The organism is Neptuniibacter caesariensis, from assembly GCF_000153345.1.
Taxonomy (GTDB): domain Bacteria; phylum Pseudomonadota; class Gammaproteobacteria; order Pseudomonadales; family Balneatricaceae; genus Neptuniibacter; species Neptuniibacter caesariensis.
Window position 1 is genome coordinate 37,282 of sequence record NZ_CH724125.1, and the last position, 11,175, is coordinate 48,456.

At 44.4% G+C, this 11,175-nt stretch carries 13 protein-coding genes; 12 read left to right on the forward strand and 1 reads right to left on the reverse strand.

The genetic code is table 11. The features are described from left to right. Positions 1 to 126 precede the first annotated feature (126 nt). The 7 genes from MED92_RS00205 to MED92_RS00235 all read left to right on the forward strand — a co-directional run bounded on the left by MED92_RS00205 (position 127) and on the right by MED92_RS00235 (position 6,199). Positions 127 to 429 carry a hypothetical protein gene (locus MED92_RS00205; protein ID WP_007019434.1) on the forward strand — a complete coding sequence of 101 codons (303 nt, stop codon included), beginning with the start codon at positions 127 to 129 and terminating at the stop codon, positions 427 to 429. Between the two features lie 101 nt (positions 430 to 530). Beyond that, complete coding sequence (locus tag MED92_RS00210) at positions 531 to 1,277, forward strand: ferredoxin--NADP reductase (protein ID WP_007019435.1); 747 nt, start codon at positions 531 to 533, stop codon at positions 1,275 to 1,277. A gap of 65 nt (positions 1,278 to 1,342) precedes the next feature. Continuing rightward, entirely contained in the window at positions 1,343 to 1,945 is a 603-nt protein-coding gene (locus MED92_RS00215; protein WP_007019436.1) for a CBS domain-containing protein, read from the forward strand. A gap of 110 nt (positions 1,946 to 2,055) precedes the next feature. Beyond that, positions 2,056 to 3,213, forward strand: coding sequence for a type III PLP-dependent enzyme (locus MED92_RS00220; protein ID WP_007019437.1), 1,158 nt, complete (start codon positions 2,056 to 2,058; stop codon positions 3,211 to 3,213). A gap of 119 nt (positions 3,214 to 3,332) precedes the next feature. Then, positions 3,333 to 4,223 carry a sensor domain-containing diguanylate cyclase gene (locus MED92_RS00225; RefSeq protein ID WP_007019438.1) on the forward strand — a complete coding sequence of 297 codons (891 nt, stop codon included), beginning with the start codon at positions 3,333 to 3,335 and terminating at the stop codon, positions 4,221 to 4,223. Between the two features lie 73 nt (positions 4,224 to 4,296). Continuing rightward, positions 4,297 to 4,773, forward strand: a complete 477-nt coding sequence (locus MED92_RS00230) for a DUF2947 domain-containing protein (RefSeq protein WP_007019439.1) — start codon at positions 4,297 to 4,299, stop codon at positions 4,771 to 4,773. Between the two features lie 655 nt (positions 4,774 to 5,428). Then, positions 5,429 to 6,199, forward strand: a complete 771-nt coding sequence (locus MED92_RS00235; RefSeq protein ID WP_238321503.1) for a helix-turn-helix domain-containing protein — start codon at positions 5,429 to 5,431, stop codon at positions 6,197 to 6,199. 17 nt (positions 6,200 to 6,216) lie between these two features. Here the strand turns inward: MED92_RS00235 and MED92_RS00240 are convergent, their stop codons facing one another. Next, positions 6,217 to 6,495, reverse strand: a complete 279-nt coding sequence (locus MED92_RS00240) for a hypothetical protein (RefSeq protein ID WP_007019441.1) — start codon at positions 6,493 to 6,495, stop codon at positions 6,217 to 6,219. Between the two features lie 231 nt (positions 6,496 to 6,726). Between MED92_RS00240 and MED92_RS00245 the strand changes: the two genes are divergently transcribed. The 5 genes from MED92_RS00245 to MED92_RS00265 all read left to right on the forward strand — a co-directional run. After that, positions 6,727 to 7,239, forward strand: coding sequence for an FKBP-type peptidyl-prolyl cis-trans isomerase (locus MED92_RS00245; protein WP_007019442.1), 513 nt, complete (start codon positions 6,727 to 6,729; stop codon positions 7,237 to 7,239). Positions 7,240 to 7,362: 123 nt separating this feature from the next. Beyond that, positions 7,363 to 7,668, forward strand: coding sequence for a hypothetical protein (locus MED92_RS00250; protein ID WP_007019443.1), 306 nt, complete (start codon positions 7,363 to 7,365; stop codon positions 7,666 to 7,668). An 85-nt stretch (positions 7,669 to 7,753) separates the two neighbouring features. Next, entirely contained in the window at positions 7,754 to 8,674 is a 921-nt protein-coding gene (locus tag MED92_RS00255) for an AAA family ATPase (protein ID WP_007019444.1), read from the forward strand. Between the two features lie 4 nt (positions 8,675 to 8,678). Then, a complete protein-coding gene (locus tag MED92_RS00260) occupies positions 8,679 to 9,656 on the forward strand; it encodes a DUF58 domain-containing protein (RefSeq protein ID WP_007019445.1) in 978 nt (325 codons plus the stop codon). Beyond that, on the forward strand, positions 9,653 to 11,175 hold a 1,523-nt coding region (locus MED92_RS00265), incomplete at its 3' end, for a transglutaminase TgpA family protein (protein ID WP_007019446.1). The genes MED92_RS00260 and MED92_RS00265, both read left to right, overlap by 4 nt.

The following is an 11,175-nucleotide window of genomic DNA, read 5'->3' on the forward strand; positions in this document are numbered from 1 at the left end:
AGATGCTGTAGATTCTTCCTCGAATTTTATCAGTTTTTTCCACAAAGTTTGGCTGTTGGTGCTGCAGGGGGCTACAATGGTGGTGCAATCGTTTATTTATGTTGTTGAATTGCTTAAGGAGCCTTAATGGCAGGTAATTTTGGAGGTCGCCGCGGCGGCTACAAGAAGACACCTAAACTTTCTGGTCGAGGTGTATTGGAACAGGTTGAAACTGATGGCCCGCACGTAGAGTGGGTTGGTATGCCACCTTACTATATCCATATGATCACAGTAGATGGTGAGCAGTATTCTTATATGTCTCCTGATAAAGAACTGGAGATCGAACTAGGTAAGAAAGTCACCTTCAGGTACAAAGAGACCAGTAAAGGTAAATTCATTGATAAGCGCTCTCTTGGAATCGTCATAGATCCCAGTGAATTAGGTTATTAATAAGAACAAGCAGCCTACGGGCTGCTTTTTCATTTATGTAGTTTGAGCTTCTGTTTATTAAGATGTATATTAAATACATTATTGTTAATCAGGAGGTTTCTATGTTGATGAATACAGCTACTTCGCTCACTCTGATCGACAAAAAATATCTTAGCCCGCGTTCATTAGAGTTGAGCTATCAGTCAGACAAACCACTTAAATACCTGGCTGGTCAGTTTTACTCACTGCGTTTCCCATGTGGTGATGGCTTTAAGTCCCGAAGCTACAGTGTAGTGAACAATAAAAGAGCGGATCAAAATGAAGAATTTACGCTTAGTTTTGTGATTACTCTGGTTGAAGGTGGAGCTGCGAGTGAGTATTTTCGATCCGCAAAGCCTGGCAGTGAGATTGAGGCGAGTGGTCCTTTTGGAAACCTGGTGCTCCCCCGGTCAAATCCGAAGCGTTTTATCCTTATTGCGACAGGGGCGGGTGTAGCGCCTTATCGGTCTATGCTCGATGAACTAACTAATCGGCTTCATGCAGAGCCCGAGCTAAAAACTGAGTTGATTTTAGGAGTAAGAAACAGGGAAGAGCTTCTGTATGGTGAAGAGTTCAAAGCGCTGAGTGCCAGGGAAGAGCGATTTGGATTTAATGCCGTTTTTAGCCGAGAAAATAATAACCTGGCTGAAGGGGAGTTCTCAGGTCATGTGACCGAGCTATATACCTTGCTGGAAGCTTCACCGAACGATGACATGATCTATCTCTGCGGTCATCCTCAAATGATTGATGACTCTGTGTCATTTTTCGAAAACCTAGGTTTTAGCGCGGCTAACCTAAAGCGTGAAAAATACCTGTTCTCAGCAATTTAGTTTGTCACTCCTGCCTTTCCTGATAACTGTACTATTCTGTAAGAAAAGCATCTCGGGAGAAGGGAATGTTGCAGGAGTTCAGACAAATACGTCTGCAAGACGCGGTAGATGTTGATTATATTCTAAGCCCGGAAAGCTCCGGAGTGCCTGCGAATCTATACAGTCCGGCTTTGGATGTGTTTACGGATTTTACCAAGGTAAAGCCAGTCACTGTGCCTGAATCTATGCCTGTGACTGAGGCATTGGAATATATGATGATGCAGCATGTGCGACTGTTATTTGTGCTTGATAACCACGATAACTTTAGCGGTATTGTCACCGCTACCGATGTTTCGGGACGTAAAGTGATGTCGTTTATGCAACGAGATGGTGTTAGTCGGGATCAGGTGCAGGTCCGGCATGTCATGTTAAGTAAGCTTAATATCCGGGCTTTGAGGTATTCCCAGCTTGAAGAGTCACGGGTAGGAGATGTGATGCAGACCCTTAGGACCTCTGGTGATCAGCATGTCCTCGTTGTAGATGAGAGTACGGCAGGGGTTATGCGAGTGCGAGGAGTTATCTCTTCGAGTGATATATCCAGGCGCCTTAAGATTAGTTTTGACGTTATGTATGAAGCCAAGAGCTTTGCAGATATTGAAGCCATTATTACCCAGGGAGGGGAGCTGTAAAGCGTGTTTTTACTCTGGACTTAAGTCGTCGTTACTGACTATACTTCGCGGTCTTCATAGTCCCTGCCTTTCTGGCGGTTTTCTCAATTTCTCGTGTGGTGTTAGAGCGCATGAATTTACCGCAGTATTTCTCTGCTGACGCCCAATCGCGTCTGGAATCTTTAATCGAAAAATACCCTACGCCTTTTCTGGCGATGGACCTTTCTGTCGTTGAAAAAAGATATGTGGAATTGGAGCATGGATTTCCTGAGGCTGATATTTTTTATGCAGTTAAAGCTAACCCGGCAGATGAAGTGATAGAGCTGCTGGCCAGTAAGGGTTCTAGCTTTGATATTGCTTCTCCCCAGGAGCTGGATAAAGTGCTTGCCTATGGCGTACCAGCTGAGCGGATGAGCTACGGAAATACGATCAAGAAAGCCTCTGCCATTAAGTATTTTTATGAGCAGGGCGTTCGGTTGTTTGCAACAGATTCCGAAGCCGATCTACAGAATATTGCTAAGTATGCGCCAGGCTCAAATATCTACATAAGAGTGCTGACTGATGGCTCCGAAGGTGCCGACTGGCCGCTTTCACGTAAGTTTGGTTGTAACCCTGAAATGGCATATGAACTCGCCGTGTTGGCGAAAGAATTAGGCCTCAACCCTTATGGCGTATCTTTTCATGTCGGGTCTCAGCAGCGTGATATCGACGTATGGGATGGTGCGATAGCAAAAGTTAAAGTGATCTTTGAGCGTTTGCTTGAAGAAGCGGGTATACGCCTTGAGATGATTAATATGGGGGGAGGATTCCCTGCCATCTATCTTCAAAAAACTAATGAATTTACGACTTATGCTGAAGAAATTAAGCGCTTCCTGCGCGAGGATTTCGGCGAAGATATACCCAGAATCATTCTCGAGCCAGGTCGTTCGCTGGTTGGTGATGCCGGTGTCATAGTTTCAGAGGTCGTATTAATATCGCGTAAATCATCTACCGCCCTAGAGCGCTGGGTTTATACCGATGTAGGGATGTTTAACGGGCTGATTGAAACGTTGGGTGAAGCGATTAAATACCCAATCTCTTCTTCCCGGCAGGGCGAAGAAGAAGAGGTGATTCTTGCGGGACCGACCTGTGATAGCCTGGATATTATGTACGAGCAGTTTAAATATAAGCTGCCCTTGTCCCTGGAAATTGGTGATCATGTATTCTGGTATTCGACCGGAGCCTACACCACGAGTTACAGTTCAATTGAGTTTAATGGTTTCCCTCCACTGGACTACTATATTTTGTAATTTGCTCAGGCTTTGATCTGATCACTTTAAAAATTGCTTTTCGGGCTTGTTCATAGCGAGGCAAACAGCTATCTTTTTGATATGCCGATTTAATTTGTCTGTTCAGTGGAGAATATTGGATGTCCGATAAACAGGTTCAAGCGCGTTATGAGGCCCTGCTAAAGGCTACAGCTGATACTGTAATGGTAATCGAACCTTCGGGTTTGATTCTGGCATGCTCCGAAGGGGATGCTGGTTGGTTGAATAGTGAAGCAGTTATGGGAAGAAAGCTTGAAGATATTTTCCCAGCAGATATCAGCGGTGATATTGTTGCCGCAGCGGTTAAGGCTTCAGAGAAGCAAAAACTTGTTAAAACTGATATTCAGTTACGTCCTGAACACGTTCCTGTTCTGCGTGAGCAGGGGCTCACTGAAACGAAGTGGTTTGAACTTCGTTGTCAGACAGCGGGAAGCGAAGTTGTCGTTGTGTATCAGGATATCTCGGCTAAACGCCGATTAGAGCGTCAGGTTACTAGCCAGGCGCAACGTGATCCTTTAACAGGTGCGTACAATCGTCGAGCGCTTCGTCCGGTGTTAGAGCAAGCCGTGGCTCAGGCGCAGCGTTATGATTGGGTCTGCAGTTTAATGGTCATTGATGTAGATAGCTTTAGTGATCTGAATGACAATTATTCCTGGGATTGTGGTGATCAGGTGTTACAGCAGTTAGTAACATCGATACATGGTATGAAACGTACATCTGACTTTCTTGCTCGTTACGGGGATGATCAGTTTGTGATGTTTATGCCTGAAACCAACCATGAACAGGGCATGGCTGCTGGCAACCGTGTACGTAAAATTATGGAAGAGATGGAAATTCCATATGCGGCGGGTGACGTGAGGTTCACAGTCAGTGTGGGTGTTGCTTCACTCAATGGGCCTGAAGATGACTCTGATCAGATGCTGAGAAGAGCAAATGAAAACTTATTTATTGCGAAGCAGAGTGGAGCCAACCGGGTTGAGGGTGAGGGCTAATAACGAACACTTCTGCTTGCTGAAAATAGGGAGCTAAGGCTCCCTTTTTTATTTCTGTACTGGATTATTTTTGATGAATTACCTTCCACTGGACCAATACCCAAAAGCATGGATTTTTAGACATAGAGACTTACCGGTAACGGAAGAGGATAAATTGCTTATTAAGCCGCTTACGGAACCACGTGCTGAGCAAATTTGGCGGGAGCATGTAAGTCGAGGATGTTCGCACCCAGAACATTTTGCTGAAAATGATTGGGCGGCTAAAGGTGCCAATTGGTTGGAAAAGGATTTCTGGCAATCCGCCTGGGATTCGAATAAGGCCGATTTGCCTGAGCTTATGGATGAATATTTTAAAGGATGGGCGCCTGATACCACCGTCTATTTCTGTTACCAAAGTGACCATATCATTGAAACAAAATGGGATGTATTTGTCCGTAATTGGAAGAACTTCCTGTTTTTTGACTGTGGTCCTGTGTTGATAGGGAAGAAGAGAAAAGAAGCTGCTCAGTTTTTCGAAGATGGAACTTATCGATTGGGTAAGCGAGCCTAACCCTTTGAGTTTCTGATTTCATTGGTGTTCTTTTTCACATGGAAAACCTATTTGTGTGAACGTTGTTTCTGATGGTGTTTATTTAGTCTGTAGGTTTGATTTTATTATTTCTGTTTGCACCTAAATGGTGCAGACAGACCTTTCGGTCTGTTTGCTCGAATTTATCTATCTTTGTTTTAATTCTTAATGAAAGTGATTCTTTGTTTGAATTCTTGTTTGCGTTATCAGCCATCGTAAATGAGTGAATGCTACAAAATAACACAGAATAACCATTCAATAAGTAAGCTTTATTTTGGGGCTCATAGTACTAAAGTGCCGGTTTTTGGTGCAATAACAGAGTATTTGAGTGGGAAAAGTGGTGGCTGAAACACCGCTGTAGGGTATGAATATCAATGTTTTTAGCGATAACTGATATAAAATATACCTAAAGGATAAAAATCGTGCGCGATACTATAGGTTTTGGTACTACTGCGCTCGATGAATAGGCTTATTATACACATATGGATAGGGGAATTTGTTGCACGGCCTTAAGTTTGCAGCATGTTGTTTTTTGAATTTTTGTTTGAATTTTTATCTGTTCGATAATTTTTTTACGCTCTTTTCAATCCCCTGAATGGACATATTCACTTGTCAATGGAGTGTTTTAGTGCAAGATATGGAACACCTAATTCTCCAGCTAAAGCAGCAGCCAGTTTTTCAGGAACAGCCCGTTTTAGCGGTTGAGTGCACTTGGGATAAGCTATTATCTGAGCTAGATGAGTTACTGTCGCAACTCGACTTTGGCTACTTTACATATTCAGTGCTTACCCGTAACAGCGTTGTCGCTAGTGATAGCATGAAAAGCCGATGGGAAAATGGATCCGATATTGTAGGTTCATTACCTGATTCGGTTGTTAAAGCCTATTACAAGGACATTGTTAATCATGATCCTGTTTGGGATAAGCTTCCGGATATCCAAGCACCGCTTTTAACCAGCGATTTATCTGGTGGTCAGGGAGTGTATGCTGAAACATTCTGGAAAAAGCACGGCATTGCTTCCAGGGCCTACATCCCGATGCCAAGTAAAAGCAACAAATACTGGTTTCATTATTTTGGTTTGTTTCACAAGCTGCCAGCTGATGAATTTGCCCAGTTGTATACAAAAATGGGCGAGTGGTTGGTGCCTATTCTTATGCGCTATCACACGCTTTTGCAGGTTGTCGCTGAGAAAGAGCAGAACCCTTTTAAACGGCAGGAGCTATTATCTGGAACATGTTTACAGATACTGAAGATGACTGCTCAGGGTATGCCGGTTAAAAGTATTGCTGATAGATTAGCGCTTACGGAAGAAGGCATTACTTATCATATAACTCGTGCGAAGCGTGTATTTGGTGCGAGAAATAAAACGCAACTCATTGCGATGATGTATGAGGTAGGTTTACTGTAAAAGTCAGGTGACTCATATTAACGATAAGTCACCTGATCAGTTCCTGTCATAGGCAGTTCATTAGCTGGGCTGTCTTCGATCTCTTTACGGTCGAAATCCCTATTCTTGGACTTAGGGCTACCCATAAAGTCCCCACCACTGATAATTTCCCATTCATGATTATGTTTATGTAGATAAGCGTAGCAACAGCAGCACTTATAAAGCTCGCTACCTTTCAACTCGCTTATCTTTTTTAATGCTGAATGGGGCTTGTTATGCAACACAAGGTTGTAACAAAGCGTACATGCATTCTCCATCTGTCCTTCTCTCCTTGAATACAGAATCAATGAATAAAAGGTAGCACAGGCTTTTGAATAATTGCTTAAGAAAAATTCCTATTTTTCCTTAAGAACTGAGTGGTGCTACTGGTAGCTGGATTCAGGTCTGGTATGATCATGACTAAATTTAACAGGGTAACCGATACTTTTAGCAGGTGAGTTCATACCTGGTGTTTTCTAAAGGTAGGGGCCCAAATTGAGATTATTCTTATGCAGATCGCTGAAAATCTAGTCGCACTTATTCATTACACATTGAAAAACGAAGAAGGTCAGGTTTTGGATTCATCTGAAGGCCAGGAGCCTCTGCCGTTTCTTTGTGGTGCAAATAATATTGTTGCAGGTCTGGAAAAAGCGTTACTGGGTAAGACCGTTGGTGATAAGTTGGACGTAACGGTACAGCCTGAAGAAGGTTACGGTGAGATCCGTGCGGAATTGATCCAAAAAGTTGATCGTGAGAACTTTCAGGGTATCGATGATATCCAGGTAGGTATGCAGTTTATGGCTGAAGCGCCTTGGGGGCAGCAGCCAGTTACGGTTGTAGCGCTAGAGGAAGATGGTGTAATGCTGGATGGCAACCACCCGTTGGCGGGCCAGGTACTGATCTTCTCTGTCGAAGTAACTGACGTTCGCGAAGCGACTGAAAATGAGATCGCTCATGGCCATGTTCACGAAAGTGATGAAGGCGATTGCTGTAATGATCCAAACTGCGATTCAAAAGCCTAATTTTTTCTATTCCAAAAGCCCGGTTCTTACCGGGTTTTTTTATGCCTGAGCGATGGTTCAGCTCGTTCAAGATTGGCTATCCTTAATAACGATCAGTAAATAACTTTATGAAGGGTGGTGTTTATGGATACTGAACAGTTAGAAACACTCAACCAACAGCAGCGCATTAAAACAGTCAATTTCATCGAATCGGGTTGTGGGCCTATGGTCGTCGAAGTTGAGTATTCAAAAGGCGATGAAACGGTCCGGGAGCTGATTAAAGATGTGGATGGTAATGTTATTACCTGTCAGCAGGTTAAAGATGGCTACGATATCTGCTTAAAGGTAGGTATTCATAAAGCCAATCTGGTTCAGATAAACACTGATGATGAAGCGAGTAAGTCAGAGTTTGCTGATTACCATAGAGAATCCGTGCCACTTATTTTTTAAGTTGGGTTATATTGAACCATCTGTACTTGCTGAGTTCTAATTGGCTCACAATTTTGATATCCATTTGTTGTAGGGACGCTTTTCCATGAGAGACCAATTAGGGTTATTAATTAATGAAGTAAGCAAGGTACTCTATGGCAAGGAGAAGCAGATTAAACAGGCGCTGACCTGTTTAATATCTGGAGGGCATCTTTTAATTGAGGACCTTCCTGGTATGGGTAAAACCACCTTAGCTCATGCGTTGGCGCAGGTATTAAGTCTTGATTATCAGCGCCTTCAGTTTACGAGTGATATGCTCCCGGCAGATATTCTCGGCGTATCAATTTTTGAAAGCAGTTCAGGGCAGTTCGTCTTTCATAAAGGGCCTGTGTTTACTCAGCTGCTTTTGGCGGATGAGATCAATCGGACAACGCCAAAGACTCAGAGCGCTTTACTTGAGGCTATGGAGGAGAGGCAGGTCACTGTTGAGGGTAATACCTACGCATTACCTGAGCCATTTTTTGTAATCGCTACTCAGAACCCGATTTCACAATACGGGACTTTTCCTTTACCTGAATCTCAATTGGACCGATTCCTGATGCGGGTCAAGTTAGGTTACCCGTCTGAAGAGGCTGAACGAGAGCTTTTGACAGGCGGTGATGCAAGACAAAAGATACCTGAACTGAAACAATGCTTTTCGCCTGATCAACTGGCCAGTTTACGAGGCCAATGTGAACAGGTCGCAGTATCCTCTAGTGTGCTTGATTACCTGCAACGGCTTGTTAAGTACAGCCGAGAGTCTTCGGAATTTGATTATGGCATCTCGCCACGTGGCGCGCTTGCGTTGTTAAATACAGCCAAAACCTGGGCTTACATTGCTGGACGCGATTATGTGATCCCTGAAGATATTCAAACCCTCATTGACCCTGTTTTTGCGCATCGCTTGAGGTCTTCTGATAGCTTATCTGAAAACAGTGGCACTGCTTTAGTACGTATGCTGCTTAGCGAAGTTGATGTTGTAGGCTAGCCGTATGTATGCTTTTTTTGCACCGATTAAACGCTGGTCAGATCAATGGGCAGCAAAACGCCGGCCAAAAGGGCATTCGATAGAGCTTAATCAGAAGAGGATTTTTATTTTTCCAACGGCTGCAGGGTGGGGTTATCTTCTCGTTTGCTGCGTCTTGATTCTGATTGGTCTGAATTACCAAAATAATCTTGTCTACGCTTTTGCGTTTCTATTGATTTCCCTGGGCGTGCTAACCATCCACTACACCTTCCTTAATTTATCTGGATTGAACATCTCCGCGATTCGTACAAGGAACTGTTTTGCTAAAGAAAACGCGGACTTTATTGTTAAGGCTTTTTCCAATTGTCAGCGTGATTATGAAAGTATTGAGCTGAACTGGGAGGGCCAGCCAGGGGTAAAAGTTGCCCTGGATAGAGGTGTTTCCAAAGAAGTTGTACTGAACGTAAAAACTATAAAGCGGGGCTTTGTTAATCCGGGGGCACTCAGAATACAAACGGTTTATCCGTTGGGTCTACTCAGGGCCTGGAGCTGGATTGACCTTCAGATGAGCGCGGTAGCATATCCCATTCCTATAGAGGGACCTTCCCCAGATAAAGACCTGGAGCATAGTGAAGGTGAACAGGGGCGTTCACGGGGAGGGGATGATTTCTCAGGGCTTGAAGAATACCAGGCTGGGCAGTCGACGCGGCATATAGCATGGAAACAGTTTGCCCAGGGGAAAGGGTTGTTAACTAAACAGTACTCCGGACAAAAGAGTAAAGATGTTTGGTTAAGGTGGGCAGATTGGCCGGGAGCATCATCAGAAAGAAGGCTTTCCATAATGACCTACTGGGCCCTTCAATTAGAAAATCAGGGGGTAAGGTATGGCCTTGATTTAACAGGTACGCGTCTACCGCCTGCTATAGGTCCTGAGCATCTTGATACGGTTTTAACCAAATTGGCGCTCTATGGCGAAGATTCTCTGCTCAGGAGCAATCGATGAGCACAGGGCAGCTTAGTCGTGATGCTGTCTTGTGGCAGCTTTTTGCAGTTGCTGTGGCGGTACTCCCTCACCTGACGCACTTGCCTTTATGGATCCCTTTACTGGTTGTCATCTCTTTATTGTGGCGCTTTATGGCCTACCTTGGCCGCTGGTCATTCCCATCCAGGTGGATCAAGTTGCTTTTCGTTATTGTCACGGGGCTTGCGGTTTTATTTAGTTATCGCGCCGGTGGTGGTATCAGTGTCACAGTATCCTTATTAGTGGTTGGTTTTAGTCTTAAAACACTTGAGGTCTATAAACAGCGAGACGCCTTGGTGGTTCTGTATGTGGCTTACCTTGTCGCCGCTACAGGGTTCCTATTTAGTCAGACTATTTTAATTGCTCTTTATCTATTCGCAGCATTTGCTGTGATCACTTCAGGTCTTTTATCGGTATATCAGTTGAGACCTAAGGGATTGTTAAAGACATTCAAACGGTCATGTCTGTTACTGTTACCTGCGCTTCCTTTAATGGCTGTGCTGTTTATTGGAATGCCTCGTTTTGGGCCGCTTTGGGAAGTGGGTCTTGACCGCACAGCAGCCCGAACTGGTTTATCTGAAACAATGTCACCGGGCGATATATCCAGCCTGATTCGTTCACCCGAGGTTGCTTTTAGAGCCACATTTGAAGCGGAGGTACCCGCTCAGCCTCAACTCTATTGGCGGGCTCTGGTCCTAAATGATTTTGATGGTAGAGAGTGGTTCAATGCCCAGCCTGTAAAAGATAAGTTATTACGTGCTAGTGATTTGGGTAGCAACGGACTGTCTTATAGTTTAATCCTGGAACCAACCCAGAAGCGATATGTGCCAGCGCTCTCATATCCCGTAGGGCCTCTCGGAACAAAGCTTAGCCTTTTTAGTGATGCGACAGTTGAGTATGGCTTGCCGATCACAAGTCGACAGCAATTTGCAATGAAATCGGATCCCTCACTGAAGTATTTCGGAGATCTTGATCATGATCAGAGAAAGCGATTGTTGCATCTGCCTGAAGGTAATACTCAAAGCAAACAGCTTGCTTTGAGCTGGCTCGATCAGAGCGACTCGGAAGCGGAGTTTGTGCAAAAGGTTTTAGCATACTTTAACCAGCGTTTTAGTTATTCGCTCCAACCGCCCTTGTTAGGGCGCAACAGCGTCGATGAATTTTTATTTGATACACAGATCGGTTTCTGTGGGCATTTTTCAAGTGCGACAGCACTTTTACTGAGAGCGGCAGGCATCCCGGCAAGGGTAGTGACAGGCTATCAGGGTGGTGATCTGAACCCTTATGAAAATTATATCGTGGTTAGGCAGTATGATGCCCATGCCTGGGTTGAGGCCTGGTTTGATGGCCGTGGGTGGGTTCGGATTGATCCAACGGCATCGGTTGCTCCTGAAAGGATAGAAAATGCAGCTGAAGATGTGTTTTCAACGGATGCAGGATTCCTGGAAGACAATCCATTTTATGCCTTCAGCCTCAAATCTAGTGGCTTGGCTGCAGAGAT

Bases quoted from the DNA above. Each gene is read 5' to 3' on its own strand.
- MED92_RS00205 (WP_007019434.1), top strand. From the start codon at position 127: ATGGCAGGTAATTTTGGAGGTCGCCGCGGCGGCTACAAGAAGACACCT.
- MED92_RS00210 (WP_007019435.1), top strand. From the start codon at position 531: ATGTTGATGAATACAGCTACTTCGCTCACTCTGATCGACAAAAAATAT.
- MED92_RS00215 (WP_007019436.1), top strand. From the start codon at position 1,343: ATGTTGCAGGAGTTCAGACAAATACGTCTGCAAGACGCGGTAGATGTT.
- MED92_RS00220 (WP_007019437.1), top strand. From the start codon at position 2,056: ATGAATTTACCGCAGTATTTCTCTGCTGACGCCCAATCGCGTCTGGAA.
- MED92_RS00225 (WP_007019438.1), top strand. From the start codon at position 3,333: ATGTCCGATAAACAGGTTCAAGCGCGTTATGAGGCCCTGCTAAAGGCT.
- MED92_RS00230 (WP_007019439.1), top strand. From the start codon at position 4,297: ATGAATTACCTTCCACTGGACCAATACCCAAAAGCATGGATTTTTAGA.
- MED92_RS00235 (WP_238321503.1), top strand. From the start codon at position 5,429: ATGGAACACCTAATTCTCCAGCTAAAGCAGCAGCCAGTTTTTCAGGAA.
- MED92_RS00240 (WP_007019441.1), bottom strand. From the start codon at position 6,495: ATGGAGAATGCATGTACGCTTTGTTACAACCTTGTGTTGCATAACAAG.
- MED92_RS00245 (WP_007019442.1), top strand. From the start codon at position 6,727: ATGCAGATCGCTGAAAATCTAGTCGCACTTATTCATTACACATTGAAA.
- MED92_RS00250 (WP_007019443.1), top strand. From the start codon at position 7,363: ATGGATACTGAACAGTTAGAAACACTCAACCAACAGCAGCGCATTAAA.
- MED92_RS00255 (WP_007019444.1), top strand. From the start codon at position 7,754: ATGAGAGACCAATTAGGGTTATTAATTAATGAAGTAAGCAAGGTACTC.
- MED92_RS00260 (WP_007019445.1), top strand. From the start codon at position 8,679: ATGTATGCTTTTTTTGCACCGATTAAACGCTGGTCAGATCAATGGGCA.